26 protein-coding genes are annotated in these 26409 nt (G+C 72.1%); 11 read left to right on the forward strand and 15 right to left on the reverse strand.

All coding sequences use genetic code 11. The annotated features are described in order from the left end of the window. The first annotated feature begins 3 nt into the window (after window positions 1–3). From ACIGXW_RS17230 to ACIGXW_RS17240, 3 genes are read left to right on the forward strand one after another with little or no spacing between them, the layout of a single operon-like run. Window positions 4–933 carry a glutamate ABC transporter substrate-binding protein gene (locus ACIGXW_RS17230; protein ID WP_399573754.1) on the forward strand — a complete coding sequence of 310 codons (930 nt, stop codon included), beginning with the start codon at window positions 4–6 and terminating at the stop codon, window positions 931–933. 11 nt (window positions 934–944) lie between these two features. Then, complete coding sequence (locus tag ACIGXW_RS17235) at window positions 945–1589, forward strand: amino acid ABC transporter permease (protein WP_071962096.1); 645 nt, start codon at window positions 945–947, stop codon at window positions 1587–1589. Then, window positions 1586–2446: an amino acid ABC transporter permease gene (locus ACIGXW_RS17240; RefSeq protein WP_399573755.1), complete on the forward strand. Its 861-nt coding sequence runs from the start codon at window positions 1586–1588 to the stop codon at window positions 2444–2446. Before ACIGXW_RS17235 ends, ACIGXW_RS17240 begins: the two co-directional genes overlap by 4 nt. Before the next feature lie 14 nt (window positions 2447–2460). On the opposite strand, the gene ACIGXW_RS17245 is transcribed toward ACIGXW_RS17240, so the two are convergent. The 3 genes from ACIGXW_RS17245 to ACIGXW_RS17255 all read right to left on the reverse strand — a co-directional run bounded on the left by ACIGXW_RS17245 (window position 2461) and on the right by ACIGXW_RS17255 (window position 5962). Beyond that, window positions 2461–4047, reverse strand: a complete 1587-nt coding sequence (locus ACIGXW_RS17245; protein ID WP_399573756.1) for a CocE/NonD family hydrolase — start codon at window positions 4045–4047, stop codon at window positions 2461–2463. A 162-nt stretch (window positions 4048–4209) separates the two neighbouring features. Then, entirely contained in the window at window positions 4210–5400 is a 1191-nt protein-coding gene (locus ACIGXW_RS17250; protein WP_399573757.1) for a globin domain-containing protein, read from the reverse strand. A 109-nt stretch (window positions 5401–5509) separates the two neighbouring features. Then, a complete protein-coding gene (locus ACIGXW_RS17255) occupies window positions 5510–5962 on the reverse strand; it encodes an Rrf2 family transcriptional regulator (RefSeq protein ID WP_071962093.1) in 453 nt (150 codons plus the stop codon). A gap of 155 nt (window positions 5963–6117) precedes the next feature. On the opposite strand from ACIGXW_RS17255, the gene ACIGXW_RS17260 reads away from it, so the two are divergent. The 6 genes from ACIGXW_RS17260 (at window position 6118) to ACIGXW_RS17285 (ending at window position 13693) form a co-directional block, all read left to right on the forward strand. Further along, the gene (locus tag ACIGXW_RS17260; RefSeq protein ID WP_079273620.1) at window positions 6118–7002 is read left to right on the forward strand and encodes an SGNH/GDSL hydrolase family protein; all 885 of its coding nucleotides are present in this window, start codon (window positions 6118–6120) and stop codon (window positions 7000–7002) included. Window positions 7003–7076: 74 nt separating this feature from the next. Further along, window positions 7077–8903 carry a gamma-glutamyltransferase gene (gene ggt / locus ACIGXW_RS17265; RefSeq protein ID WP_399573758.1) on the forward strand — a complete coding sequence of 609 codons (1827 nt, stop codon included), beginning with the start codon at window positions 7077–7079 and terminating at the stop codon, window positions 8901–8903. A gap of 211 nt (window positions 8904–9114) precedes the next feature. After that, window positions 9115–9957 carry a nitrilase-related carbon-nitrogen hydrolase gene (locus ACIGXW_RS17270; RefSeq protein ID WP_399573759.1) on the forward strand — a complete coding sequence of 281 codons (843 nt, stop codon included), beginning with the start codon at window positions 9115–9117 and terminating at the stop codon, window positions 9955–9957. Window positions 9958–9998: 41 nt separating this feature from the next. After that, window positions 9999–11273, forward strand: a complete 1275-nt coding sequence (locus ACIGXW_RS17275) for an aspartate aminotransferase family protein (protein ID WP_399574048.1) — start codon at window positions 9999–10001, stop codon at window positions 11271–11273. After that, entirely contained in the window at window positions 11270–12670 is a 1401-nt protein-coding gene (gene hydA, locus ACIGXW_RS17280) for a dihydropyrimidinase (RefSeq protein WP_399573761.1), read from the forward strand. The genes ACIGXW_RS17275 and hydA overlap by 4 nt, the downstream gene beginning before the upstream one ends. A gap of 24 nt (window positions 12671–12694) precedes the next feature. Beyond that, a complete protein-coding gene (locus ACIGXW_RS17285) occupies window positions 12695–13693 on the forward strand; it encodes a TIGR03842 family LLM class F420-dependent oxidoreductase (protein WP_399573762.1) in 999 nt (332 codons plus the stop codon). 18 nt (window positions 13694–13711) lie between these two features. Here the strand turns inward: ACIGXW_RS17285 and ACIGXW_RS17290 are convergent, their stop codons facing one another. The 12 genes from ACIGXW_RS17290 to ACIGXW_RS17345 all read right to left on the reverse strand — a co-directional run bounded on the left by ACIGXW_RS17290 (window position 13712) and on the right by ACIGXW_RS17345 (window position 25457). Beyond that, complete coding sequence (locus tag ACIGXW_RS17290; protein WP_399573763.1) at window positions 13712–14491, reverse strand: exodeoxyribonuclease III; 780 nt, start codon at window positions 14489–14491, stop codon at window positions 13712–13714. A gap of 29 nt (window positions 14492–14520) precedes the next feature. Continuing rightward, the gene (locus ACIGXW_RS17295; protein WP_399573764.1) at window positions 14521–15165 is read right to left on the reverse strand and encodes an MBL fold metallo-hydrolase; all 645 of its coding nucleotides are present in this window, start codon (window positions 15163–15165) and stop codon (window positions 14521–14523) included. Window positions 15166–15215: 50 nt separating this feature from the next. Next, complete coding sequence (locus tag ACIGXW_RS17300; protein ID WP_399573765.1) at window positions 15216–16781, reverse strand: alpha/beta fold hydrolase; 1566 nt, start codon at window positions 16779–16781, stop codon at window positions 15216–15218. A 36-nt stretch (window positions 16782–16817) separates the two neighbouring features. Beyond that, complete coding sequence (locus ACIGXW_RS17305; protein ID WP_399573766.1) at window positions 16818–17408, reverse strand: hypothetical protein; 591 nt, start codon at window positions 17406–17408, stop codon at window positions 16818–16820. 5 nt (window positions 17409–17413) lie between these two features. Further along, a complete protein-coding gene (locus ACIGXW_RS17310) occupies window positions 17414–18535 on the reverse strand; it encodes an ROK family glucokinase (RefSeq protein ID WP_399573767.1) in 1122 nt (373 codons plus the stop codon). 296 nt (window positions 18536–18831) lie between these two features. Further along, a complete protein-coding gene (locus ACIGXW_RS17315; protein WP_399573768.1) occupies window positions 18832–19653 on the reverse strand; it encodes an ATP-binding cassette domain-containing protein in 822 nt (273 codons plus the stop codon). Further along, window positions 19650–20702 (reverse strand): ABC transporter permease, encoded by a 1053-nt coding sequence (locus tag ACIGXW_RS17320; RefSeq protein ID WP_399573769.1) that lies wholly within the window; start codon window positions 20700–20702, stop codon window positions 19650–19652. The genes ACIGXW_RS17315 and ACIGXW_RS17320 overlap by 4 nt, the downstream gene beginning before the upstream one ends. Further along, a complete protein-coding gene (locus ACIGXW_RS17325; protein ID WP_177338303.1) occupies window positions 20699–21679 on the reverse strand; it encodes a sugar ABC transporter substrate-binding protein in 981 nt (326 codons plus the stop codon). Before ACIGXW_RS17325 ends, ACIGXW_RS17320 begins: the two co-directional genes overlap by 4 nt. A gap of 270 nt (window positions 21680–21949) precedes the next feature. Next, window positions 21950–22699: a GntR family transcriptional regulator gene (locus ACIGXW_RS17330; protein ID WP_399573770.1), complete on the reverse strand. Its 750-nt coding sequence runs from the start codon at window positions 22697–22699 to the stop codon at window positions 21950–21952. A gap of 142 nt (window positions 22700–22841) precedes the next feature. Next, window positions 22842–24053 (reverse strand): cytochrome P450, encoded by a 1212-nt coding sequence (locus tag ACIGXW_RS17335; RefSeq protein WP_399573772.1) that lies wholly within the window; start codon window positions 24051–24053, stop codon window positions 22842–22844. Window positions 24054–24212: 159 nt separating this feature from the next. Beyond that, the gene (locus ACIGXW_RS17340; protein WP_071965201.1) at window positions 24213–24848 is read right to left on the reverse strand and encodes a 2-dehydro-3-deoxyphosphogluconate aldolase; all 636 of its coding nucleotides are present in this window, start codon (window positions 24846–24848) and stop codon (window positions 24213–24215) included. 186 nt (window positions 24849–25034) lie between these two features. Further along, complete coding sequence (locus tag ACIGXW_RS17345) at window positions 25035–25457, reverse strand: ribonuclease domain-containing protein (RefSeq protein ID WP_399573773.1); 423 nt, start codon at window positions 25455–25457, stop codon at window positions 25035–25037. A gap of 184 nt (window positions 25458–25641) precedes the next feature. On the opposite strand from ACIGXW_RS17345, the gene ACIGXW_RS17350 reads away from it, so the two are divergent. Both ACIGXW_RS17350 and ACIGXW_RS17355 read left to right on the forward strand, forming a co-directional pair. Continuing rightward, a complete protein-coding gene (locus ACIGXW_RS17350; protein WP_399573774.1) occupies window positions 25642–26250 on the forward strand; it encodes a helix-turn-helix domain-containing protein in 609 nt (202 codons plus the stop codon). Continuing rightward, window positions 26247–26390 (forward strand): DUF6126 family protein, encoded by a 144-nt coding sequence (locus ACIGXW_RS17355; RefSeq protein WP_177338302.1) that lies wholly within the window; start codon window positions 26247–26249, stop codon window positions 26388–26390. Before ACIGXW_RS17350 ends, ACIGXW_RS17355 begins: the two co-directional genes overlap by 4 nt. Window positions 26391–26409: the final 19 nt, after the last annotated feature.

A 26409-nucleotide genomic window follows, 5' to 3' on the forward strand; every position in this document is an offset into this window, starting at 1 on the left:
CACATGAGGCGGACGCGGCACGGGCGCGGGCGCGGCCGGGCGGCCGCCCTGGCGCTGGCCGCCCTCGCCCTGCTGGCGGCCGGCTGCGGCAAGGAGGGCAGCCCGCCGGTCAAGGGCCCCAAGCCCGGGGCGCTCCCCGTCTACCACGTCGACGCCGGCTTCCAGCTGGAGGACTCCCCCACCTGGCGGGCCGCCAGGAAGCGCGGGCACCTGGTGGTCGGGGCCAAGGAGGACCAGCCCTACCTCGGCGAGAAGGACCCGGCCTCGGGCACCTACTCCGGCTTCGACATCGAGATCGCCCGGATGATGTCCGCGTCCCTGGGCTTCGATCCGAAGACCATCGCCTTCCGCACCATCGCCTCGGCCAACCGCGAGACCGCCCTGCAGAACGGCCAGATCGACTACTACGTCGGCACCTACACCATCAACGACCTGCGCAAGAAGCAGGTCGGCTTCGCCGGTCCGTACTACATCGCCGGCCAGTCGCTGCTGGTCCGCGCGGACGAGACGGACATCAACGGGCCCGGGGACCTGGCCGGCAAGCGGGTCTGCTCGGCGGCCGGCTCCACCCCGCTGCAGCGCATCCAGCGCGAGTACCCCAAGGCGATCGCCGTCGCCTACGACACGTACTCGATCTGCGTGGACAACCTCCTCACCCTCCAGGTGGACGCCGTCACCACCGACGACACCATCCTCATGGGCTTCGCCGCCAAGGCGCCCGACGAGCTGAAGGTGGTCGGCAAGCCCTTCTCCAAGGAGCCGTACGGCATCGGGGTGCCCCGGTCCGACAACGCCCTGCGCTTCGCCCTCGACGACGCCCTCGTGGCGCACGAGAAGAACGGCGACTGGAAGAAGGCGTACGACGCCACCCTCGGCCTGTCCGGGGTGCCCGCACCGCAGCCGCCCCCCGTCGACCGCTACCCGGCGGGCTGAGGAGGACTCCTATGAACGTCCTGACCGACAACCTCGCCCTCTACGGCGAGGGCCTGCTCGGCACCGTCGAGCTCACCGTCTACGCCTCGCTGCTCGCGCTCGCCCTCGGCTTCCTCATGGCCTCCTTCCGGGTCGCCCCCGTCGCCTCGCTGCGCACCTTCGGCACGGTGTGGGTGACGGTGCTGCGCAACACCCCGCTCACCCTGCTGTTCTTCGCGGTGCTGCTCGGCCTGCCGCGCTTCGGGATCGTGCTGCCCTTCCAGCTCTTCGCCGTGCTGGCCCTGGGGTGCTACACCTCGGCCTTCATCTGCGAGGCCCTGCGCTCGGGCATCAACACCGTGCCCACCGGCCAGGGGGAGGCCGCCCGCAGCCTCGGCATGACCTTCACCCAGACCCTCGGCGACGTGGTCCTGCCGCAGGCCTTCCGCTCGGTCATCCCCCCGATCGGCTCGACGCTGATCGCGCTCGCCAAGAACTCGGCGATCGCCGGGTCGTTCAGCGTCACCGAGCTGCTGGGCGTCTACAAGCCCCTCAACGAGATGGGCTACAGCATCATCTGGTCCTTCATCTGGATCGCCGTCGGCTATCTGATCGTGACCCTGACCATCAGCGCGATCTTCAACGTGCTGGAGAAGCGCTGGGGAGTCGCCCGATGACCACCGCCCTGTACGACATCCCCGGTCCGCTCGCCCGGCGCCGCCACCGCCTCTACGGCGTCATCGCCACCGTGGTGATCGCCGGGATCCTCGCCTGGGTGGTCTACCTCCTCTTCGACACCCAGCAGTTCACGGCCGCCAAGTGGACGCCGTTCGAGTACAAGGGCATCCAGGAGATGCTGCTGCGCGGCCTGGGCAACACGCTCAAGGCCTTCGCCTACGCCGCCGTGCTCTCCCTCGCGCTCGGCGCGGTCCTGGCCTGCGGGCGGCTGTCGGTGCACGCGCCGGTGCGCTGGCTGGCCACGCTCGTGGTGGAGTTCTTCCGCGCCATGCCCGTGCTGGTCATGATCTTCTTCGTCTTCGTCGCGCTCAAGGTCCAGCCGCTGCCGGCCCTGGTCACCGGCCTGACGCTCTACAACGGCTCGGTGCTCGCCGAGGTCTTCCGCACGGGCGTGAACTCCGTCGAACGCGGGCAGCGGGAGGCCGCGTACTCGCTGGGCATGTACAAGACCCAGGTGATGACCTACGTGCTGGTGCCGCAGGCGCTGCGCGCGATGCTGCCGACCATCATCAGCCAGCTCGTGGTCGCCCTGAAGGACACCTCGCTCGGCTTCCTCATCACCTACGAGGAGTTCCTGCACGCGGGCAAGCTGATCGCCAGCAACCTCGACTACGACCTGCCGTTCATCCCCGTCGTCATGGTCATCTCCCCGATCTACATCGGGATGTGCATGCTGCTGTCCTGGTTCGCCAACTGGGTGGCCAAGCGGCAGAAGCGCAGCCTGAAGACGGAGGCCGTGGAGGTCGCCCCCGCCGAGCCCGGCACGCTGATGCCGGGCGCGGGGACGCACCCCTAGTCCCGCACGCACCCCTAGTCCCGCACGGGCACCGAGAGCCGGCCGGGGCCGAGCGTCAGCCGTGCGCCCGCCGGGTTGTGCTCGATGTACAGCGGGTCCACGGTGTCGACGACGAGCGCGAGCCGGTGTCCGGCCGGGACGTCGTAGGCGGTCGCGTACAGCTCCAGGTCCACGTCGAAGGGCGTGCCGGGGGTGCGGCCGTGGAAGGTGTACGGGGCATGGCTGACGAGCCGGCCCACGCCGAGGGGGCCCACGTCGTAGAGGTACGCGACGACCGTGCCGCTCTCCTTGTCGCTCGTGAGGGTGGTGTGCAGCCCGACGGTGCCGCGCACGCGCTGCGGGGCGGCGTACGGGCCGGTCTGCCACACGGCGGCGTACGAGCGCGGCAGCAGCGGCACGGAGACCATCGGCGGCAGCTTCAGGAACTGGTCGAGGGCGCCCGAGAGGATGGCGGTGCCGCCGTTGGCCCCCGAGTCGACGTTCGCGCGGATGGTCCGGGAGCCGGTGAGGGGGACGGCCTTGCGGGTGCGCTCGACGGCCGCCCAGTCGGGGTAGGACTCGTAGGGGCCGTCGGAGCGGGGCTTCAGCTGGACGGGCAGTTCGCGGTCGATGCCGTTGGCGGCGCCCTTGAGATGGCGGTCGAACCAGCGGTGGGCGTTGTTCCAGGTGTCGTTGGGCAGGCCGAGCAGTCCGGTGCCCTCGGCGGTGGCGTGGTCCCCGGGCCGCAGTTCCAGGCGCTTGGGGCCGGTGAGCCGTTCGTAGAACTTCGCGTACTGGCCGGGCGGGAAGAGGGAGTCGCCCCAGGCGTTGCCCAGCATGATGGCCGCGCCGTTGTCGTTGATCTCCTTCAGGCGGGTGGCCGGGGAGCGCTTGGCGCCCCACTCCAGCATCTCCTTCTCCTTGGCCAGGTTCGAGCCGAGGAAGTCCTTGAGGATCCCCTTCAGCTCGTCGCCCGGTCGCCCCGTCAGGGCGCCCAGGCCGCCGAGCAGTTCGGCGGCCTGGCGGTGCTGGGTGCGCTCGCCGTAGATGGACTCGATGAGGTCGGCCCAGCCGCTCATCGCCACCACGGCCTTGATCCGCTTGTCGGAGCCGGAGGCCAGCAGGCTGATGCCCGCTCCGTAGGAGATCCCGGCCATGCCGATCCGGTCCGGGTCGGCCGGGGTGTGGGCGAGCGTCCAGTCGATGACCTTGGAGGCGTCGGCGACGTCCGGCGGGCCGGCCGTCTCGATCTTTCCGCCGGAGAGCCAGAAGCCGCGTGCGGTGTAGCTGACCACGACATAGCCGGCGTCGGCGAGTCTCCTGGCCTGGGCGATGTATTCGAACTGCGGCATGGCCCAGCTGGTGGGCAGCACGATCACCGGGTAGCGGCGGGAGCCGTCGGCGCCGGTGGGGGTGAAGACGTTGCCCTTGAGGGTGATGCCGCCGGAGCCGGGGATGTCGGTGAAGCGCAGGTCCGCCCCCGCGGCCGCGGCCGCGCGCGGTGGCGCGGCCGGCGAGGACGCCCGGGCGGTGGGTGCCGGGCCCAGGACCCCGGCCGCGAGCAGCGCGGCCGAGGCGACGACGGTGGCCGTGGTGCGCTGGGCCTGCCGGGGGTGTCGCACGGGTCACTCCTGACGTCGGTGCCGCCGCCCCGCACAGGGGGCGGCGGCACTGCCGGGACAAGTGACCCGAAAGTAACCTCGGAGGCTTACCGGGGGTAATAGGCACGCGAGTTACGCGTGGGTAACGATTGATCGTCCGCGCCGCCGGCGCCTGACGGCCCCTCAGTCCTCCGCACCCAGCCACAGGTCGGGGCCGAAGACCTCGTAGTGGATGTCGGCGGCCGCCACGCCGGCCTCGAGGAGCTGGGCGCGGGCGGCGCGCAGGAAGGGCAGCGGGCCGCAGAGGTACGCGGTGGCGCCGGCCGGGACGTCGAGGCGGGTCAGGTCGGCACGGCCGGTGCGCTCGGCGGGCCAGGGGCCTTCGGGGTGCTCGTACCAGACGTGGGCGCCGGCGTCGGCGAGCTTGGCGGTCAGCTGCGACAGCTCGGCGCGGAAGGCGTGGGTGGCCTCGCTGCGGTCGGCGTGGACGGCGACGACGCGCCGGGTCGAGCCGGTGGCGGCGAGGTGGGAGAGCATCGCGGTCATCGGGGTGCAGCCGATGCCGGCGGAGACCAGGAGCAGCGGCCCGTCGCCGTCGTCCAGGACGACGTCGCCGAAGGGGTGGCTGACGAGCAGCGTGTCGTCCACCGCGACGTGGTCGTGGAGGTGGTTCGAGACCTCGCCCGCGGGGTCGCCGGCGACGCGCTTGACGGAGAACTGAAGGGCGTCCTCCGGGTGGCCGGAGAGGCTGTACTGGCGGATCTGCCGGGCGCCGTCGTCCAGGGTGACCTGGACGGAGACGTACTGGCCGGGCCGGGCGGCGGGCACCGGGCGGCCCTCGCACGGGCGGACGACGAAGGTGACCACGTCGGCGGTCTCCTGGTGGCGGGCGAGGACGCGGCACGAGCGCCACGTGGCGCCGTGCAGGGCGCCCGCCCGCTCGTACAGCCGCGCCTCGAGGGCGATCAGGGCGTTCGCCATCAGCCAGTAGACCTCGTCCCAGGCGGCGGCGACCTCGGGGGTGACGGCCTCGCCCAGCACCTCGGCGATGGCGGCGAAGAGGTGCTCCTGGACGACCGGGTACTGCTCGCGGCTGACGCCGAGCGAGGCGTGCTTGTGGGCGATGCGCGAGAGCATGGCGTCGGGCCGCACGTCCGGGTGCTCGACGAGTGCGGTGGCGAAGGCGGCGATGGCGCCGGCGAGCGCCTGCTGCTGGGCTCCGCTGGCCTGGTTGCCGCGGTTGAACAGGTCGCGGCGCAGCTGCGGGTGGGCGGCGAACAGGCGGTCGTAGAAGCGCGGCGTGATCTCGCCGATGGCGCCGCCGACCGCGGGCAGGGTGGCGCGGACGATCTCGGTGGACTTCGGGGACAGCATCGGCGGCTCCTCACGGTCGGGCCTCGGAGCAAGCGATCGGCGATCGAACTTGCATCTGAGATTCGCATTAAAGGGTGTGCGTGACCGCCCGCTCGCGGGCGGCGGTGCGTCAGCTTCCGGGGGGTGGGCTCAGGCTCAGCAGGACGGGGCCGGTGGGCGGGCCGGTCAGCTCCTCGACGGTGATCGGGTCGAGAGCGGCGAAGAACGCCTCCTGGGCCTGGCGCAGGGCGCCGCGCAACCGGCACGCGGCGCGCAGCGGGCAGGGCGGCTCGTCCTCGCAGCCGACGACGTCGCCGGCCCCCTCCAGCTCGCGGACCAGCCGGCCCACCGAACTCCGGCGCCCGGCCTCGGTCAGGGCGAGCCCGCCGCCGCGGCCCCGGCGGGCCTCGACGACCCCCAGGTGCTGCAGCCGGCTGACCACCTTGGCGGCGTGGGTGTACGGCACGCCGACCGCGCCGGCCACCTCGCGGGTGGTCGGCGCCGCGCCGTCGCCGGCATCCGGCGCCACGGCCAGGCGCATCGCGATGCGCAGGGCGATGTCGGTGCTTTTGGTCAGTCGCACGACTCCAACCTAGCTAATTGGACTCCGAGAGTCGAATTATCGGACGGGTGGGACGCCCGTGACGAGATTGACAGAGAGTCACCACGAGGCGAGTCTGACCAGGCCATGATCAGCCGATCATCGGTGAACGACTCTTTTTGTCTACGGAGGCAGTAGTGGCACACGTGCGCCAACGCGGTGGGCGGTACGGAAAGGCACTGGCGGTCCTCGGCGCGGCCTCAGCGCTGACGGCCGGGGCGGCGGCCCCCTCGGTCGCCACCACCGAGCAGCCCGGCAGCGCCCGTTACGTCGCCCTCGGCGACTCGTACACCTCCGGCCCGGGCATCCCCGAGCAGACCGGCGGCGACTGCGCGCGTTCCAGCGTGAACTACCCCTCGCTGGCCGCCGCTGAGCTGGGGCAGAAGTCCTTCAAGGACGTCAGCTGCAGCGGTGCGGTGACCGACGACATGTGGCGCGCGCAGGGTGCGAACGCGCCCCAGCTCGACGCCCTCGGCAAGCAGACCCGGCTCGTCACCGTCGGCATCGGCGGCAACGACATCGGCTTCGGCACCATCATCGGCACCTGCGCCCAGCTGTCCGCCACGGACCCGGCCGGCGCCCCCTGCAAGAAGCAGTTCACGGCCGCGGACGGCTCGGACCAGCTCACCGCGCGCATCAACGACGCGGCGCCCAAGATCGCCCGTGTCCTCAAGGCCGTGCACGAGCGCGCCCCGTACGCCAAGGTCGTGCTCGTCGGCTACCCGACGATCATGCCGGACGACGGCAAGGGCTGCTTCCCGGCCGTGCCGATCGCCGCCGGTGACACCCCGTACCTGCGGGACACCGAGAAGCGACTCAACGCGATGCTCAAGGAGCAGGCGGGCAAGGCGCACGTCCGCTTCGCCGACACCTACGGCCCGACGGTGGGCCACGATGTGTGCAAGCCCACCGCCGACCGGTGGGTCGAGGGCGCACAGCCCGAGAACCCCGCCGCGCCCTTCCACCCCAATGCCAAGGGCGAGCAGTCCATGGCCCGTTCGGTGCTCGCGAAGCTGCGCTGACGCCGAGCGTGCCCTGTCGGCGGGCGGGCTCCGCGAGTAGGCTCCGGGGCCCGTTCGCCCGAATGGAGGCACAGATGGCGCTCCCGAGACCGACCACTCACCGAAGCCTGCCCGTCCTCGCCATAGCGACAGCGCTCCTCGCGGGCGCGCTGACGGCACCCGCCGCGGCCTCCGGGGCCGGCCCGGCCACGGAGGCCGCCCCGCGCAAGTCCCCCGTGGCCGTCGGCCACGGGGGCGTGGTGGCCAGCGTCGACCCGGACGCGTCGGCGGCCGGCATCGAAGTGCTGCGCAAGGGCGGCAACGCCGTGGACGCGGCGGTGGCCACCGCCGCCGCCCTCGGCGTCACCGAGCCCTACTCCGCCGGCATCGGCGGCGGCGGCTACCTCGTCCACTACGACGCCAAGACGCGCAAGGTCTCCACCGTGGACGGCCGGGAGCGGGCGCCGCTCAGCGCGACCAAGGACCTCTTCCTGGAGAAGGGCAGACCGCTGCCGTTCGCCGACGCGGTCACCAGCGGCCTCGCCGTCGGCACGCCCGGCACCCCGGCGACCTGGGACACCGCCCTGCGCTCGTGGGGCAGCCGCTCGCTCGCCCAGGTGCTGGAGCCGGCCCGGCGGCTGGCGCGCGACGGCTTCACCGTCGACGACACCTTCCGCCGCCAGACCGCCGACAACCAGGCGCGCTTCAAGGACTTCCCCGCCAGCGCCGAGCTGTTCCTGCCGGGCGGAAAGCTCCCGGCCGTGGGCTCGACCCTGAAGAACCCCGACCTGGCGCGCACCTACGGCCTGCTGGCCAAGGACGGCGTCGACGCCGTCTACCGGGGCCCGGTCGGGCGCGACATCGTCAAGACCGTGCGCAAGCCCCCCGTCGACCCCGCCTCGCAGCGCGTGGCGCGCCCCGGCGACCTGACCGAGAAGGACCTGCGGGCGTACGCCACCCGGAAGCAGGAACCCACCCGGACGGCCTACCGCGGCCTGGACGTCTACGGAATGGCCCCCTCCTCCTCGGGCGGCACCACCGTCGCCGAGGCGCTGAACATCCTGGAGAACAGCGAGATCAAGCGGCTGTCCCCGCAGGCGTACCTCCACCGCTACATCGAGGCGAGCCGGATCGCCTTCGCCGACCGCAACCGCTGGGTCGGCGACCCGGCCTTCGAGAAGGTGCCCGTCCAGGGGCTGACCTCGCAAGCCTTCGCCGACTCGCGCGCCTGCCTGATCAAGGACGACGCCGTGCTGACCAGCCCGCTGGCGCCCGGCGACCCGCGCCGGCCCGCACCGTCCTGCACGACGCGCGGCACCCCCGCCCCCACGCCGTACGAGGGCGAGCACACCACCCATCTGACGGTCGCCGACAAGTGGGGCAACGTCGTCGCGTACACCCTCACCATCGAGCAGACCGGCGGCAGCGGCATCACCGTGCCGGGGCGCGGCTTCCTGCTCAACAACGAGCTGACCGACTTCTCCTTCACCCCCGTCAGCCCGGGCGTCCACGACCCCAACCTGCCCGGCCCGGGCAAGCGCCCGCGCTCGTCGATGTCCCCCACGATCGTCCTGAAGGACGGCCGGCCCGCCTTCGCCCTGGGCTCCCCCGGCGGCGCCACGATCATCACCACGGTGCTGCAGACGCTGCTCAACCACGTCGACCGCGGGATGCCGCTCGTCGACGCGATCGCCGCGCCGCGCGCCAGCCAGCGCAACGCGGCGACGACCGAGCTGGAGCCGAGCCTGTGGGACAGCCCGCTGCGGGGCCGCCTGGAAGCCAAGGGCCACGTCTTCAAACCCAACCCGGAGATCGGCGCCGCGACCGGTGTCCAGCGCCTGCCGGACGGGCGGTGGCTGGCGGCCGCCGAGACCGCACGGCGCGGCGGCGGCTCCGCGATGGTGGTGCGGCCGGCGCACTGAGCCGGACCGGGGCGTCCGCGGTGGGGGGCGGCACCACCGCGGACGCCGCCCCGGCCGACCGCTCTCCCGGGCGGCGCACACCCGGATGCCCCCGGGTTTTCCACAGGAAGTGCGATGGTCTTGCCACGGGGAGTGACGGGACCTACGGTCGCATGCACACACGGATCTTCGCGTGTCAGCCTGGTGGAAGCCCCTGGCATAGGAGCAGCTCATGGCCAACGTTGTCCGCGCCGCACTGGTCCAGGCGACCTGGACCGGCGATACCGAGTCGATGATCGCCAAGCACGAGGAACACGCCCGCGCCGCGGCCGCGCAGGGCGCCAAGGTGATCGGGTTCCAGGAAGTCTTCAACGCCCCCTACTTCTGCCAGGTGCAGGAGAGCGAGCACTACCGCTGGGCCGAGCCGGTCCCGGACGGACCCACCGTCCAGCGGATGCGGGAGCTCGCACGCGAGACCGGCATGGTGATCGTCGTACCGGTCTTCGAGGTCGAGCAGTCCGGTTTCTACTACAACACCGCCGCCGTCATCGACGCCGACGGCAGCTACCTCGGCAAGTACCGCAAGCACCACATCCCGCAGCTCAAGGGCTTCTGGGAGAAGTACTACTTCAAGCCCGGCAACCTCGGCTGGCCCGTCTTCGACACCGCCGTCGGCAAGGTCGGCGTCTACATCTGCTACGACCGCCACTTCCCCGAGGGCTGGCGCTCCCTCGGCCTCGCCGGCGCCCAGCTCGTCTACAACCCCTCCGCCACCTCCCGCGGCCTGTCCGCCCACCTGTGGCAGCTGGAGCAGCCCGCGGCGGCGGTCGCCAACGAGTACTTCATCGCCGCCATCAACCGCGTCGGCCAGGAGGAGTACGGCGACAACGACTTCTACGGCACGTCGTACTTCGTCGACCCGCGCGGCCAGTTCGTCGGGGACCTCGCCAGCGACACCAAGGAGGAACTCCTGGTCCGCGACCTGGACTTCGGCGTCATCGACGAGGTGCGCCGGCAGTGGGCGTTCTACCGGGACCGCAGGCCCGACGCGTACGACGGGCTGGTGCGGCCGTGAGCGCGGGGCAGCCCTCGCTGCGCGCCCGGCACCGCGCGGTGATGCCCGACTGGCTCTCCGTCTACTACGACGAGCCGCTGGAGCTCTCCCACGGCGAGGGCCGCTACGTCTGGGACGCCGACGGCCGGCGCTACCTCGACTTCTTCGGCGGCGTCCTGACCACCATGACCGCCCACGCCCTGCCCGAGGTCACCGAGGCCGTCGCCCGGCAGGCCGGCCGCATCCTGCACACCTCCACCCTCTACCTCGACCGGCACATGGTGGAGCTGGCCGAGCGCATCGCTGCCCTGTCCGGCATCCCCGACGCCCGGGTCTTCTTCACCACCTCCGGCACCGAGGCCAACGACACGGCCCTGCTGCTGGCCACGTCCTTCCGCCGCTCGAACCAGATCCTGGCGATGCGCAACGGCTACCACGGCCGCTCGTTCTCCGCCGTCGGCGTCACCGGCAACTCCAGCTGGTCGCCCACCAGCCTCTCGCCGCTGCAGACGCTGTACGTGCACGGCGGCATCCGCGGCCGCGGGCCCTACCGGCGGCTGTCGGACGCGGAGTTCATCGAGGCCTGCGTCGCGGACCTGGAGGACATGCTCGGCCAGACGCACGGCAACGTCGCCGCGCTCATCGCCGAGCCGGTGCAGGGCGTCGGCGGGTTCACCGCACCGCCCGACGGGCTCTACGCCGCCTTCCGCGAGGTGCTCGACCGGCACGGCATCCTGTGGATCAGCGACGAGGTGCAGACCGGCTGGGGCCGCACGGGCGATCACTTCTGGGGCTGGCAGGCGCACGACGCGAGCGGCCCGCCGGACGCGCTCACCTTCGCCAAGGGCATCGGCAACGGCATGGCGCTGGGCGGCGTCGTGGCCCGGGCCGAGGTCATGAACTGCCTCGACGCCAACTCCATCTCCACCTTCGGCGGCAGCCCGGTCACCGCGGCGGCGGGCCTGGCCAACCTCACCTATCTGCTCGAGCACGACCTCCAGGGCAACGCCCGGCGCGTCGGCGGCCTCCTCATCGAGCGGCTCCGCGCCATCACGGCCGGCCTGTCCGTCGTCCGCGAGGTGCGCGGCCGCGGCCTGATGATCGGCATCGAGCTCGTCGAGCACGACGGCTCGCCCTCCCCGCGCGCCGCCGCGCTCGCCCTCGAACGCGCCCGCGAACAGGGCCTGCTGGTCGGCAAGGGCGGCCGCGAGGGCAACACCCTGCGCATCGCCCCACCCCTGTCGCTCACCGTCGCGGAGGCCGAGGAGGGCGCCGCCGCGCTCGAAGAGGCGCTGCGCACGGTGCAGAACACCGTCGGAGCGAAGGAACGGACATGACCAGAACGATCGTCAGCGGCGGTCTCGTCATCACCGCCGCCGAGGAGATGCACGCGGACGTCCTCATCGAGGACGGCAAGGTCGCCGCCCTGGCCGCGCCCGGCAGTTCCTGCGCCGGCGGCTGGAGCGCGGAGCACACGATCGACGCGACGGGGAAGTACGTCGTGCCCGGCGGGGTCGACGCCCACACCCACCTCGACCTCCCCTTCGGCGGCACCTCCTCCTCGGACACCTTCGCGACGGGCACCGCGGCCGCCGCGTGGGGCGGCACCACGACCATCGTCGACTTCGCGGTGCAGCAGCGCGGGCAGTCCCTGCGCCAGGGACTGGACACCTGGCACGCGAAGGCCGACGGGCAGTGCGCCGTCGACTACGGCTTCCACATGATCCTCTCCGATGTGAACGACGGTTCCCTGAAGGAGATGGACCTCCTGGTGGGGGAAGGCGTCACCTCGTTCAAGCTGTTCATGGCCTACCCGGGCGTGTTCTACAGCGACGACGGGCAGATCCTGCGGGCCATGCAGCGGGCCGCCGGAAACGGCGGACTGATCATGATGCACGCCGAGAACGGCATCGCCATCGACGTCCTGGTCGAACAGGCCCTCGCCGCCGGCAGGACCGACCCCCGCCACCACGGCGAGGTCCGCAAGGCCCTGCTGGAGGCCGAGGCCACCCACCGGGCCATCCAGCTCGCCCGCGTCGCCGGCAGCCCCCTGTACGTCGTGCACGTCTCGGCCGAGGAGGCGGTGGCCGAGCTGGCCCGCGCCCGCGGCATGGACCTGCCGGTCTTCGGCGAGACCTGCCCGCAGTATCTGTTCCTGTCCACGGACAACCTCGCCGAGCCCGGCTTCGAGGGCGCGAAGTACGTCTGCTCGACACCGCTGCGCCCACGCGAGCACCAGGCGGCGCTCTGGCGCGGGCTGCGCACCGACGACCTCCAGGTCGTCTCCACCGACCACTGCCCGTTCTGCTTCTCCGGACAGAAGGAGCTGGGCCGGGGCGACTTCTCCAAGATCCCCAACGGCCTGCCGGGCGTGGAGAACCGCATGGACCTGCTCCACCAGGCCGTCGTCGACGGCCATATCTCCCGCCGCCGCTGGATCGAGATCGCCTGCGCCGCCCCCGCCCGGATGTTCGGGCTCGCCCCGCGCAAGGGCACCATCGCTCCGGGCTGCGACGCGGACATCGTGGTCTACGACCCCCACGCCGAGCAGACGATCTCGGCCGCGACCCACCACATGAACGTCGACTACTCGGCCTACGAGGGCAAGCGGATCACCGGACAGGTGGAGAGCGTCCTGTGCCGCGGAGAGACCGTCCTCGACCGGAGGCGGTTCACCGGCCGGGCGGGACACGGACGCTACCTGCCCCGCTCGACCTGTCAGTACCTGGCGTAACTCGTGTAAGGAGCACCCCGTACCGTGGACTTCGGCCTCGTCCTCCAGACCGACCCGCCCGCCTCCGCCGTCATCGACCTGATGCGCCGTGCCGAAGGGGCCGGCTTCCGCTACGGCTGGACCTTCGACTCCGCCGTGCTGTGGCAGGAGCCCTTCGTCATCTACAGCCGCATCCTGGAACACACCGAACGACTCATGGTCGGCCCCATGGTCACCAACCCCTCCACCCGCAGCCCGGAGGTCACCGCCTCCACCTTCGCCACCCTCAACGACATGTTCGGCAACCGCACGGTGTGCGGCATCGGCCGCGGCGACTCGGCGATGCGGGTCGCCGGGCGCAAGCCCAACACCCTCGCCACCCTCAGCGAAGCGATGCGCGTCATCCGCGACCTGGCCGAGGGCCGGGAGACGCAGGTGGACGGCAAGACCCTGAAGCTGGGCTGGGTCGGCGAGGGCAGGCTGCCGGTGTGGATGGCCGCGTACGGACCCAAGGCCCTGGCCCTGGCCGGCCGCGAGGCCGACGGCTTCATCCTCCAGCTCGCCGACCCGTATCTGACGGAGTGGATGATCAAGGCCGTGCGCACCGCCGCCGCTGAGGCGGGCCGCGACCCGTCCTCGGTCACGATCTGCGTGGCCGCCCCCGCCTACGTCGGGGACGACCTGGCGCACGCGCGCGAGCAGTGCCGCTGGTTCGGCGGCATGGTCGGCAACCACGTCGCCGACCTGGTCAGCCGCTACGGCGCGCACTCCGGCCTGGTGCCCGAGGTGCTCACCTCGTACATCGAGCAGCGGCAGGGCTACGACTACAGCCACCACGGGCGCGCCGGGAACCCCTCCACCGACTTCGTGCCCGACGCGATCGTGGACCGCTTCTGCCTCCTCGGTCCCGTGGAGGCGCACCGGGAGCGGCTGGAGCGGCTGCGCGAGCTGGGGGTGGACCAGTTCGCCGTCTACGCCATGCACGACGCGAAGGAGAGCACCATCGACGCCTACGGCCGGCACATCGTCCCGGCGCTCGGCTAGGCCGGGGCGCCGGGGCCGTCAGACGTCGAGGTCGACGACGACGGGGGCGTGGTCCGAGGCACCCTTGCCCTTGCGCTCCTCGCGGTCGACGAAGGCGTCCTGGCCGGCCTTGGCGAAGGGGGCGTTGCCGTAGACCAGGTCGATGCGCATGCCCCGGTTCTTGGGGAAGCACAGCTGGCGGTAGTCCCAGTAGGTGTACGGACGGTCGTACTTCAGGGGGCGCGGCACGATGTCGGACAGGCCGGCGTCGCGGAGGGCGGCGAGGGCGGCACGCTCGGCGGGAGTGACGTGCGTGGCGCCCTCGAAGACCGAGGGGTCGTAGACGTCCTCGTCGGTCGGGGCGATGTTGAAGTCGCCGAGGACGGCGAACGGCCGCTCCCCCGCCGCGTCCACCGCGACGGCGTCGCGCAGCGACTCCAGCCAGCGGAGCTTGTAGGTGTAGTGGTTGTGGCCGACCTCGCGGCCGTTGGGCACGTAGACCGACCAGACACGGACGGGCCCGCAGTCCGCGGAGATCGCGCGCGGCTCCTGCGCGCCCTCGTAGTCGGGCCCGCCGGGCAGGCCCATGACCACACCGTCCAGGCCGACCCGGGAGACCAGCGCCACGCCGTTCCACCGCCCGGTGGCGTGGACCGCGGACTCATAGCCGAGCTCGCGGAGCGCCTCGGTGGGGAACTGCTCGGCGGTGCACTTGGTCTCCTGGATGCACAGCACGTCCGTGCCGCTGCTCTCCAGCCAGGCCAGCAGCCTGGGGAGACGGGCGGTGATCGAGTTCACGTTCCAGGTGGCGATGCGCATGCGGCCACCCTAACGGCCGCCTCTGACAGTCACAGGTCGATGCTCTGGCCGGCCGCCATCCTGGAGTGGTCCGCTCCCCCGACGCCGGGGCCGTCCGGGCCCAGCATCCGGTCGTAGACGGGCCGCGCGAGGTCCGTCAGCAGCGCGTCGTGGATGTCGATCGCCCGCCGGGGCTTGATCTCCCGGACGTAGTCGATGACCTCGGAGACCTTGTTCCAGGGGGCCATGACCGGGACCATCAGCGTCTCGACCGGCTGCCCCGGCAGGGTCAGCGCGTCGCCGGGGTGGAAGACCGAACCGTCCACGAGGTAGCCGACGTTGGTGATCCGCGGGATGTCCGGGTGGATCACGGCGTGCAGCTGCCCGTGCACCTGGACGTCGAAGCCGGCAGCCGTGAAGGTGTCGCCCTCGCCGACCGTGTGCACCCGGCCGGGGAAGGCGGCCGAGATCCGCTCGGCGACGCTGCGCAGCGTCCACAGCTCCGCGGCCGGGTTGGCCTCCAGACCGGCCCGCAGCCGGTTCTCGTCGAAGTGGTCGGGGTGCTCGTGGGTGACGAGGACGGCGTCCGCGCCGACGGCCGCGTCCTCCTCGCTGAACCCTCCGGGGTCGATGACGAGCGTGCGGCCGTCCTTCTCCAGACGGACGCAGGCATGACTCTGCTTGGTCAGCTTCATGGCCCCATCTTGCTACGCGCCCCCGCGCCGCGTCTGCGCGCCGCCGCGCCCTACCGCGCGTCGCCGCCCTCCGCCGCGACGACGCGCTCGGCCACCGCGAAGGCGGCGCCCGCCGCCGGCAGACCGCAGTAGAGGGCGGTGTGCAGCAACGTTTCCTTGACCTCGTCGGCGGTGACGCCGTCGCGCAGGGCGGCCCGGACGTACCGGTCCAGCTCGTCGAGGTGGCCGGCCGTGGTCAGGGCGGTCAGGGTGAGCAGGAAGCGGGTGCGCCGGTCGAGCCCGGGGCGCGCCCATGTGCCGCCCCATGCCACGCGGGTGACGAAGTCGTCGTACTCGGCGCCGAACCCGTCCGGTCCGGGCCGGCTCCCGCTCTCCTCGCCGAGCACCTCGCGACGGATCCGGACGCCCGTCGCGTGGGCGTCGGCGTCCGGGGCGGGGCCGGGTGCCGGGGCGGGGGTGGTCGCGTAGGGGTTGGCGTCCCCCGGGGCCGCGTACGGGTTGGCGCCCGCGGAGGCCGGCAGGTGCCCGGCCGCGGCGAAGGGGTTCGCGCCCTGGTCCGGTTCCGGGGAATCGGCCTTCGGGGCCGCTTCGGGGGCCGGGGCCGAGGCGGCCCGGGGCTCGGCGACGGCTGCCGGCTGCGTCACCGCGAAGGGTCCGCCCGGCACGGACGGTACTGACGGCACGGACGGCTGAGATCCGGCGGGGGCGGGCGCGGGAGCGGTGGCGGCGGCAGCGGGCTCCGGCGCGCCGAACGTTCCGGCCGGGGCGGACGCGACAGCGGGCTCCGGTGCCCCGAACGACCCGCCCTGAACGGACGACTGAGGCCCGGCGGCGGGCTGCCAGGGGGCCGAGAAGTGGCGGACCAGCAGATCGGTCACGGCGGCCGGCTGCTCGACCGGCGTGAGGTGCCGCGCCGCGGGCACCACGGCCAGGCGGGCGTCGTGGATCCCGGCGACCAGCACCCGGGCCTCGGCGGCCGGGGTCACCTGGTCCTCGGCACCGACGATCACCAGCGTGGGGGCGCCGATCCGGCCCAGCCCCGCCCGTGCGTCGAAGGCGGCGAGGGCCTCGCAGGAGGCGGCGTAGCAGTGGAGGTCGGTCGTACGGACCATCTGGACGGCCCAGTCCACGATCGCGGGCTGGCCGCCCGCGAAGGCGGAGGTGAACCAGCGCTCGGGCGCCGACCGGGCCACCGGCTCCAGCCCGTTCGCGCGGACCTCGCCGGCGCGGGACCCCCAGCTGTCGGCGCCCGCGAAGTGCGCGGCGGAGCCGACCACCGCCAGCGAGGCGAGCCGGTGCGGATGGCGCAGGGCGAGGTCGGTGCCGATGGCGCCGGAGACGCAGCAGCCCACGTACCCGAAGCGTTCGACGCCGAGCCGGTCCAGGGTGGCCAGCAGCCGGTCGGCGAGCTCGCCGACGGTGGCGGCGGGCCGGGCGGGGGCGCCGCCGTGACCGGGGAGGTCGAAGCGCAGGACGCGCCAGTGCCGGGTCAGCTCCGGTATCTGGCGGTCCCACATGTGCCAGGTGGTGCCCAGGGCGGGGCCGAGGACGAGTACGGGGCCGTCCTCGGGGCCGTCGAACCGGTGCTGGAGGGAAGGGGTCTGCTGCTCGCTCACCCGCGCCACGCTATCCGCCGTAGTGGCGGAACCGGTTCAGGGGGTCGTGGTGGAGATGACGAAGACCTGGGGGTGGTCCGGGTTGTCCATGTTGGCGGTGATCTGAAAGTTCGGCTTGGGCTTGTCCTGCTCGCGGACCGTGCCCTTCCAACGGTGACCGCTGCCGAACTCCCAGCCGACCGTCGCCGCCTCGTCCTCGTCGATGGCGATCCGGCCGTCCTGGAGGGCGGCGGGGTTGGTGCCGACCTGCTTGAGCCACTTGTCGAACTTCTTGCGCGTGGTCGTGAACTGCAGGTACAGCGAGCTGGAGCGCCAGGAGTTGGTCTCGTAGTGGGCGACGTCGGTGGCGTAGGCGGGCACCGTCATCCCGTAGATGCGGCGCTGGACCTTGGAGGGCCAGCCCTCCTCCAGCCCCTTGGAGACGGCCTCCTCCCGCTTGGTGGTGCTGCCGCTGCGGCTCTGCATCGCGGAGATGTAGAGGTAGCCGGCGGGGATGGCGATGAGCAGGAAGATGACGACGGGCTTGACCCAGCGGCGGCTCGTACGGCCGCCGCCCGTGCCGTCGCCCCGGCCGCCGTCGCGGCCGCCGGGCTCCTCCGCGGGGGCGGTGGGTGCGCTGTGTTCCATGATGCTCATCCCCGGCCCGCCCGTGCGTACCGTTCGTAGCGCTCGACGCGGCGCCGGTTGGCGCGGCGGAAGCGGCGGGCGACGAGGCGGGCCAGGTCGGCGGCGCCGACCATGCCGGCCTCGGGGCCCAGCTGTGCCTTGACGATGCGGGCCTCCGGGCGGTAGCCGCGGCCGGTGAGGTGGCGGCGGAACGCCTCCCGGGCGGGGCCGATCAGCAGGTCGTCGGCGGCGCTGACGCCTCCGCCGATGACGAAGCAGGAGGGGTCGAGGGCGGCGGCGAGGTTGGCGATGCCCACGCCGAGCCACTGGCCGATGTCCTGGAGGAGCTCGACGCACATGGCGTCGCCCTCGCGGGCCAGCTCCGTGATCAGCGGGCCGGTGATCTCGGGGACGTTGCCGCCGACGCGGTCGATGATCCCGTAGGCGACCGGGGACTCCGCGGCGGCCAGCTCGCGGGCCTCGCGGACCAGGGCGTTGCCGGAGCTGTACTGCTCCCAGCAGCCGCGGTTGCCGCAGGGGCAGCGGTGGCCGCCGGGGACGACCTGCATATGGCCGAACTCGCCGGCGACGCCGAACTTGCCCCGCTTGACCTGGCCGTCCTCGAGGATGGCACCGCCGATGCCCGTACCCAGAGTGATCATGACCAGGTGGTCCTCGCCCCGGCCCGCGCCGAAGCGCCACTCCGCCCAGGCGGCGGTGTTGGCGTCGTTGTCGACCATGACCGGGACGGCGAGGCGGCCGGCCAGGCGGTCGCGCAGCGGCTCGTTGCGCCAGGACAGGTGCGGGGCGAACAGGACGCGGTTGCGGTCGGCGTCGACCCAGCCGGCGGCGCCGATGCCGACGGCGTGGACGTCGTGGCGGTCGGAGAGGTCGAGGACCAGCTCGGTGATCGTGTCCTCGACGACCTTGGGGCTCTTGGACTTGTCCGGGGTCTCCGTGCGGAGCTTCTCCAGGATGTTGCCGTCGGCGTCGACGACGCCCGCCATCACCTTGGTGCCGCCGATGTCGATGCCGACGGTGGGGACGCGGGGCGCGGTGAGGTGCGAGCGGCGCTCGCGCGTGCCGGTCGTGCGCAGCACGGTCGCTCTTCCGGTGCCCCGGTACACCCGCTCGCGGTACGTGCTCATCGCGACACCTCCACCACTGCGTGGGGCCTGGCGGTTCTACGGGCGCTGCCGGTGCGTGCTCGCACGAGTCGATGTCCCTGCAGTGGTCTCAGGAGGCCGGGGCCTCGTATCTACGGTCGTCGCCGATTGTGCCTCACCGGCCCGTCCCGCCGCACAATGGCGCAGGTGAGCCGGTTTGTGGGCAGGCGTTCCGCGGGGCTGGGGGCACCTCCCAGCGGTAGCTGGGGGAGGGTGGGCACAACCGGCCCACCGGCCCGCACCGAAGCGGCGCCCACAATGCCGGGCAAGGAACACTGTTAGTCCCCGTCGGAGTCCACCGGCTTGCCGCCGATCACATCCGGCCCCGGCGCCCGCTCCAACTCATGGCTGAGCTGATCGAGCTCACTGCCACCGGCCATCTGCCGCGTCAGCTCGTCGAGCGCGATCCCCGACTTCGGGTGGCTGCCCGCCATCGCCCCGCGCTTGAGCAGCACGAAGCGGTCACCGACCAGATACGCGTGGTGCGGGTTGTGCGTGATCAAGACCACGCCCAGGCCCGCGTCGCGGGCGGCGGCGACGTACTTCAGGACCACGCCCGACTGCTTGACGCCGAGCGCCGCCGTGGGCTCGTCCAGGACGAGGACCTTCGCGCCGAAGTAGACGGCGCGGGCGATCGCCACGCACTGGCGCTCACCGCCGGACAGCGTGCCGATGGGCTGGTCGACGTCGCGGAGGTCGATGCCCATGCGCAGCAGCTCCGCACGGGTCGTCTCGCGCATCCGCTGGACGTCGAGGCGCTTGAAGGGGCCCGCCCCCTTCGTCGGCTCGGAGCCGAGGAAGAAGTTGCGCCACACCGGCATCAGGGGGACGACGGCGAGGTCCTGGTAGACCGTGGCGATGCCGCGGTTGAGGGCCTCCCGGGGCGAGGCGAGCCTCGCCTCCTCGCCCTCGATCTCGAAGGAGCCCGCGTCGTGCTGGTGCAGACCCGCGATGATCTTGATCAGCGTGGACTTGCCCGCGCCGTTGTCACCCAGCACACAGGTGATCTCGCCGCCGTGGACCTCCAGGGAGACGCCCTCGAGCGCGCGGATGTTGCCGTAGTACTTGCTCACGTCCGTGAGCTTGACGAGAGCTGTCACTTGGTCGCCTCCGCGCGCTTACGGACCCAGGCGTTCAGCAGGGTCGCCAGGAGCAGCATGGCGCCGAGGAAGAACTTGAACCAGTCCGGGTTCCACTGCGCGTACACGATGCCCTTGCTGGTCATGCCGAAGATGAACGCGCCGACCGCGGACCCGATGGCCGAGCCGTAGCCGCCGGTCATCAGGCAGCCGCCGATGACGGCCGCGATGATGTAGAGGAACTCGTTGCCGACGCCCTCGCCCGACTGGACGACGTCGTAGGACATAAGCAGGTGCTGGCCCGAGATCCAGGCGCAGAACGCCACGGCCATGTACAGGCCGATCTTGGTGCGGTTGACGGGGACGCCGACCGCGCGGGCCGCGTCCGCGCCGCCGCCGACCGCGAAGATCCAGTTGCCCACGCGGGTGCGGAGCAGGATCCAGGTGGCCAGCGCCACGAGGCCGAACCACCACAGGATCGTGACCTGGAGGTCCACGCCGCCGATCGTCAGATGGGAGGCGAAGACCTTCCGGGCGGACTCGAAGCCCTCCATGTCCCCGATCGTCTTGGTGGAGACCGTGCCGCTGATGAGCTTGGTGAAGCCCAGGTTGAGGCCGGTCAGCATCAGGAACGTACCGAGCGTGATGATGAAGCTCGGCAGCTTGGTGCGCGTCAGCATGAAGCCGTTGAAGAAGCCGATCGCCAGGGTGGTGAGGAGGGAGACCCCCACGCCCACCCAGACGTTCGCCGTCATCTGGTAGCTGAACATCGACGAGACCAGGGCCGAGGTCGTCACCATGACGCCGGTCGACAGGTCGAACTCCCCGCCGATCATCAGCAGCGCCACCGGCACGGCCATGATGCCGATCGTCGAGGACGCGTACAGCACCGTGGACAGGCTGGAGGCCTGCAGGAAGCTGTCGGCCACGAACGAGAAGAAGACGAAGACGGCGGCGGCGCCGACGACCGCGCCCAGCTCGGGGCGGCCGAGCATGCGGCGCAGGTACGAGCGGCTCACCAGCCGCTCGTCGGGCGCGTCCTGGACGGGGGCCGTGGCGGGTGCGCTCATCGTGTGCCCCGCTTGGTGTACTCGGCCAGGACCTTGGCGTCGTCCTTGGTGACGATCTGCGGGCCGGTCAGGACCGGGCGGCCGCCGCCGAGCATGTCGCGGTTGTAGCGGTAGAGCCACAGCAGGTCGACCGCCTCGTAGCCCTGGAGGTAGGGGTCCTGGTCGACGGCGAAGCCGAGGGTGCCGGCCTGGAGGGCCTCGGCGACCTTGGCGTTGAGGTCGAAGGTGTCGACCTCGGCCTTGCTGCCGGCCTGCTCGGCGGCCTTGACGGCGGTGGGGGCGAAGGGGGCGCCGAGGGTGACGACCGCGTCGATGTCCTTGTCGGACTGCAGCTTCGCCTCGATGGACGACTGCACGTTGGGCATGTTGGTGCCCTCGACGTAGAGGTTCTGCAGGTCGCCCTTGAAGGACTTCTTCACGCCCTCGCAGCGCTGCTCGTGGCCGACGTTGCCCTGCTCGTGCAGGACGCAGACGGCCTTCTTCTTCCCGCGCTGGTTGAGCTGCTCGCCGACGGCCTCGCCGGCGATCGTCTCGTCCTGGCCGATGTGGGTGAGCGCCCCGAAGTCCTTGGACTTCTCGGAGCCCGAGTTCACGGTGATCACCGGGATGCCGGCCTTCTTCGCCTTGGCGACGACGTCCTTCATGGCGTCGGGCTTGGCGAGGGTGACGATCAGGCCGTCGACCTTCTGGTCGATCATGGCCTGGACGTTCTGCGCCTGCTTGTTCCCCTCCGGGTCGTGCGCATAGAGGAATTTGATGTTGTCCTTGGCGGCCGCCTGCTTGGCACCGCTCTGCACGATGTCCCAGAAGGTGTCGCCATCGCCCGAGTGGGTGACCATCGCGAAGGTCCACCGGGGGGTGTCGACCGCGGCCCGCCCTTGGGCGGCCTTGGCGGCCCGCTCCTCGGCGCGCTTGCCGCCCGTGCTGCTGCACCCCGCCAGTGTGGCGCCGAGCACCGCTGCCAGCACGGCGCTCACCGCACGTACGCCTGTCCGAACCCTTGCCACGAGGACTTGCCCTTCCACTGTCTGTCACGGTGCGGCCGGGTCCCGATCACAGACCCAACCGCCCAAGTATCCGTCACCATCCGTCACCGCTGTCGGCCGGGGCGTCGGCGGTGCCGTGCGGGGCTGCATTCCTTGTTCGTCGCGCGTCGCTCACGCTGTGGGGGGATTTGTAGTGGCGGGCGACACACCACGTCAAGACTTTGTCAGTACATTCTTATGCCCTGACAGGTCGGCGCTCCGTCACGGACGTGCCAGCAGCTGGAAGTCGAAGGAGTACCGGGAGGCACGGTACAGATGCGATCCGAACTCCACCGCACGACCGGTGTCGTCGAAGGTCATGCGCTCCATCGTCAGCAGCGGCGCGCCCTCCGGCTCGGCCAGCAGCTCGCCCTCGGCGGCGGTGGCGGCGCGGGCGCCGACGGTCTGGCGGGCGCTGTGCAGGGTGATGCCGGCGAGGCGCATCAGGCGGTAGAGGCCGGTCCCCTCCAGCGTGTCGTCCTCGAGGTCCAGCAGGCCGGCCGGGAGGTGGTTGGTCAGCCGCGCCATGGGCTCGCCGTGCGAGAGGCGCAGCCGCTCGACGACCACCACGTCCGTGCCCTCGGCGACCCCGAGGGCGGCGGCGACGCGTGCGGTGGCGGGCTCGACGGCGTGGCGCAGCACGCGGGTGGCGGGCCGCTGGCCGGCCGCCTCCAGGTCGTCGTAGAGGCTGCTCAGCTCCAGCGGGCGCCGGACCTGGCTGTGCACGACCTGGGTGCCCACGCCGCGGCGGCGTACGAGCAGGCCCTTGTCGACCAGCGACTGGATGGCCTGGCGGACCGTGGGCCGGGACAGGCCCAGCCGCCCGGCGAGCTCGATCTCGTTGCCGAGCAGGCTGCCGGGGGCGAGCTCGCCGCGCTCGATGGCGGCCTCGAGCTGCTGGGACAGCTGGAAGTAGAGCGGGACCGGGCTGCTGCGGTCGAGGGAGAACTGGAGGGGTCGGTGCTTCGCCACGGAGGGAGCGTAGCCCCGGGACCAGATGACGGGAAGTCCGGAGGTCCGGTTGTCCTGACAATATGCGGGCGTGGGTCGCGGGCCGGCGGGCGGCCTCCTGGCGGGCCCGGCCGGGGGCCCCCGCCGGTCGGCGCCGCAGCGGTCAGAACCGGACGGGCAGGCGGTGCGGGCCCCGCATCAGCAGGCCCTCGCGCCAGGTCAGGGCCGCCGGGTGGGCGTCCAGGGCGAGGTCCGGGCAGCGCTCCAGCAGCGAGCGGATGGCGATCTTCGCCTCCAGCCGGGCCAGCGGGGCGCCCACGCAGTAGTGGATGCCGTGTCCGAAGGCGACGTGGCCGCGGGCATCGCGGTGGATGTCGAAGCGGCCGGGCTCGGGGAAGCGGGCCGGGTCGTGGTCGGCGTCGGCGATGACGGCGAGCACGAGCTCGCCGCCGCCCGGCACCAGCGTGCCGCCGATCTCGACGGGTTCGGTGGTGAAGCGGTACGTGGAGGTCTCCACCGGTCCGTCGTAGCGCAGCATCTCCTCGACGGCGTTGTCGAGCAGCCCGAAGTCCGCCCGCAGGTCGGCGAGCTGGCGGGGGTGGCTGAGCAGGGCGAGGACGCCGTTGGAGATGAGGTTCACGGTCGTCTCGTGGCCGGCGACCAGCAGGACCCACGCCATGCCCAGGAGCTCCTCGGGCGAGAGCCGGCCGCCGTCCTCGTCCGTGGTGCGGATCAGTGCGCTCAGCAGGTCCCCGCCGGGCCGTTCGCGCTTGGCGGCGACCAGTTCGGCGAGGTAGGCGGCGATGTTTCCGGCCGCCTGCGCCTTCACCGGGGACGGGTCGGAGCCGATGGCGGTGTTCGACCAGCGGCGGAAGGACTGCCGGTCGAGGTCCGGAACGCCCAGGAGCTCGCAGATGACGCTGATGGGCAAGGGGAAGGACAGGGCGTCGACGAGGTCGGCACGGCGGTCCGGGCCGGCCAGCATCGCGTCCAGGAACCCGTCGGTGAGCTCCTGCACGCGCGGGGCCAGGGCCTCGACGCGCCGGGCGGTGAACTCCTTGGCGACGAGCCGGCGCAGGCGGCTGTGGTGCGGCGCGTCGACGATGAGCATGTGCGGGCCGGAGGCGATCCGCGGCAGGCCGAGGTCGCCCGAGGCCCGGTCCCAGTCCTTCGACAGCCGGGGGTCGTTGAGGGTGGCGCGCACCTCGTCGTAGCCGACCACGAGCCAGCAGATCGCACCCTCGGGCATCCGCACCCGGTGCACCGGCCCCTGCTCGCGCAGCTTCGCGTAGACGCTGTACGGGTCGCGGGCGAAGTCGGCCCCCATCGCCGCAAGGTCGACTATGCCGTCCCGCGTGTCCGTCGTGGCTCCCATGGCGCTACCCCCTGGTCGTCGGAGATCGCTCGGTACGGGCGCCGGAGGCGCACTCCGGTCGTCCGTCGGCTGCCCTCACCGTACGGGAGCGTACGGTGCTGGGGCATCGGCCGTGAGGAGGAGCCGCAAGGGGGACGCGCCGTCCGGGAGTTGGAGACGTCAGCCGCAGCGGTGACCCGCCTCCGCCAGGCGGCCGAGGAGCTCCCCGGCGCGCTTGGCGACCGAGTCCCGGTCGCCGTCGGAGAGTTCGGCGCCCATGCCGCATGCCACGGCCCCCGCCGCGATCCAGTCGGGGGCGCTGTCGACGGATATCCCGCCGCTGGGCACGAGCGCCGCCTGCGGCAGCTCGGCCCGCACCGCCCCGACCCACTCCGGATGCCGGCCCACGGCGGGGAACAGCTTGAGCGCGTCGGCGCCCAGCTCCAGGGCGCGCACCAGCTCGGTCGGCGTCGCGACGCCCGGGAAGACCGGCACGCCGTAGCGGTGGCCGGTGCGGATGACGCCGGCGTCGAGGCCCGGCGAGGCCAGGAAGCGGGCGCCGGCGTCGATGGCCATCCGGGCGGAGGGCGCGTCCAGGACCGCCCCGGCGCCGATGATGCCCTCCTCGCCGACCTCGTGGGCCAGCGTGGTGACGGCCTCCAGGGCGAAGGGGGTCGCAAGGGATATCTCCAGGCTCGTGATCCCGGCGGAGAGCAGGGTGCCCGCCGTCGAAGCGGCCTGGTCGTAGCTGTCGCCACGGACCTGGGCCACGACGCGCTGGGCCAGCGCGGCCCGGGTGATCTCCCACCGGTACACGGAAGTTCGCCGCCCTTCTCGAAGTGCCTGGGTGTCGTGCCTCACCAAAACGGTAGCGGGCCCCACTGACAATCGGCCCCGGTCCGACGACGGCGACCGCGGACCTGTGGAACGTTCGGGAGAACGCACAGCAAAGGGCCCCGCCGCCAGGGGAGGCAGCGGGACCCGGGTGGGACGAGAGCGTACTCAGCAGGTGAAGTCGACCAGGTCGAAGGTCGCGTAGTGGTCGCCGGTGTAGTAGTCCTCGTGCGTCTTCTCGCCGGTGACGATCCGTCGGGCACCGCGGTCCGGGGAGCCCGGGGTCTTCACGGTGTACTCGTGGTAGTAGCCGCTGTTGTGCTTCGGCAGGACGCCCTCGCGGTTGGAGAAGACCGTGCCGTCCTTCGGGTACGGGAACGGGCCGCCCTTGTCGATCAGACGCAGGGTGTCATGGGCCTGCGACGGCAGTTCGGAGTAGCAGATGTCGCCGACGGTCTTGGCGGACGCGATCACGGCAGCCGGGGTCCCGGCGGCGGTCGACGTGGCGGCGACGGCCGGGGTACCGACCAGGAGCGTGGAGGCCAGGGCGGCGAGGGCCGCGAAACGGGCCAGGCGAGGGGGGGTTGTCATGTCACCAGCATGACGCGCGTAGCGCATGTCATGTCAATGCCAAATCTTGATGTTTCCCTGACGTTTACCGCGATCAGCCGCCGCACCGGACGGTACTGGAGGGTTACCAAGGGTAACGACCCCCGAATTTGCCCGAGAGGCAAAACTTTTGCCCCAGAGGCACGACCGGGCTTATACCGGAACCATGAGTGGAGACGATCTGCCCGCCGTGGCCCCACAGTTGCGCGCCCTGCGCAAGCGCAGCGGGCTGACCCTGGAGGCCGCCGCGGCACGGGCCGGGCTCTCGCCCGCCCACCTCTCCCGGCTGGAGACCGGGCAGCGGACCCCGTCGCTGCCGATGCTGCTCGCGCTGGCACGCACGTACGGGACGACCGTATCCGACCTGCTGGGCGAAGTGCCCGAGCAGCGTGATCCGATCGTACGCGCGGACCGCATGGAGGCGCAGGAGGCGGGCGGCTGGACGTACTGGCGGGCCGGCGGCTCCGGCCGGGCCATGCAGGCGCTGCGGCTGCACGTCCCGCAGGGCCCGGGCGGCCAGGAGGAGCTGGTGCGGGTGCACCCGGGCGAGGAGTGGCTCTACGTCACCGGCGGGCGGCTGCGGCTGACCCTCGGCGAGAGCACCCATCTGCTCGACGCGGGGGACGCCGCCCACTTCGACTCCCTCACTCCGCACCGTATCGCGGCCGCGTCCCGCGAGGGAGTGGATCTTCTGTTCATGCACACGCTGATGCAGAGCGGCGCCGCCGGGCTGTGCCTCGGCGGCTCGGCACCGACCCGGAGGGCAATGCCATGAGCGACAACGTGAAGGACGACTACGTGGAGGAGGACCGGGCCCCGATGGGCATGACGGTCCGGGTCTTCATCTACCTCGTCGCCGTCCACTTCATCGTGGCCTTCTTCTTCCTTCTCTTCTATCTCGGCGGGGCGGAGTAGCCGCCCGTGGATACCCTGG

Source organism: Streptomyces sp. NPDC053079 (assembly GCF_044546695.1).
Taxonomy (GTDB): domain Bacteria; phylum Actinomycetota; class Actinomycetes; order Streptomycetales; family Streptomycetaceae; genus Streptomyces.

Bases quoted from the DNA above. Each gene is read 5' to 3' on its own strand.
- ACIGXW_RS17350 (WP_399573774.1), top strand. From the start codon at position 25,642: ATGAGTGGAGACGATCTGCCCGCCGTGGCCCCACAGTTGCGCGCCCTG.
- ACIGXW_RS17335 (WP_399573772.1), bottom strand. From the start codon at position 24,053: ATGGGAGCCACGACGGACACGCGGGACGGCATAGTCGACCTTGCGGCG.
- ACIGXW_RS17355 (WP_177338302.1), top strand. From the start codon at position 26,247: ATGAGCGACAACGTGAAGGACGACTACGTGGAGGAGGACCGGGCCCCG.
- ACIGXW_RS17295 (WP_399573764.1), bottom strand. From the start codon at position 15,165: ATGAAGCTGACCAAGCAGAGTCATGCCTGCGTCCGTCTGGAGAAGGAC.
- ggt (WP_399573758.1), top strand. From the start codon at position 7,077: ATGGCGCTCCCGAGACCGACCACTCACCGAAGCCTGCCCGTCCTCGCC.
- ACIGXW_RS17345 (WP_399573773.1), bottom strand. From the start codon at position 25,457: ATGACAACCCCCCCTCGCCTGGCCCGTTTCGCGGCCCTCGCCGCCCTG.
- ACIGXW_RS17270 (WP_399573759.1), top strand. From the start codon at position 9,115: ATGGCCAACGTTGTCCGCGCCGCACTGGTCCAGGCGACCTGGACCGGC.
- ACIGXW_RS17320 (WP_399573769.1), bottom strand. From the start codon at position 20,702: ATGAGCGCACCCGCCACGGCCCCCGTCCAGGACGCGCCCGACGAGCGG.
- ACIGXW_RS17290 (WP_399573763.1), bottom strand. From the start codon at position 14,491: ATGCGCATCGCCACCTGGAACGTGAACTCGATCACCGCCCGTCTCCCC.
- ACIGXW_RS17250 (WP_399573757.1), bottom strand. From the start codon at position 5,400: ATGCTGTCCCCGAAGTCCACCGAGATCGTCCGCGCCACCCTGCCCGCG.
- ACIGXW_RS17275 (WP_399574048.1), top strand. From the start codon at position 9,999: ATGCCCGACTGGCTCTCCGTCTACTACGACGAGCCGCTGGAGCTCTCC.
- ACIGXW_RS17230 (WP_399573754.1), top strand. From the start codon at position 4: ATGAGGCGGACGCGGCACGGGCGCGGGCGCGGCCGGGCGGCCGCCCTG.
- ACIGXW_RS17235 (WP_071962096.1), top strand. From the start codon at position 945: ATGAACGTCCTGACCGACAACCTCGCCCTCTACGGCGAGGGCCTGCTC.
- ACIGXW_RS17240 (WP_399573755.1), top strand. From the start codon at position 1,586: ATGACCACCGCCCTGTACGACATCCCCGGTCCGCTCGCCCGGCGCCGC.
- hydA (WP_399573761.1), top strand. From the start codon at position 11,270: ATGACCAGAACGATCGTCAGCGGCGGTCTCGTCATCACCGCCGCCGAG.
- ACIGXW_RS17310 (WP_399573767.1), bottom strand. From the start codon at position 18,535: ATGAGCACGTACCGCGAGCGGGTGTACCGGGGCACCGGAAGAGCGACC.
- ACIGXW_RS17305 (WP_399573766.1), bottom strand. From the start codon at position 17,408: ATGGAACACAGCGCACCCACCGCCCCCGCGGAGGAGCCCGGCGGCCGC.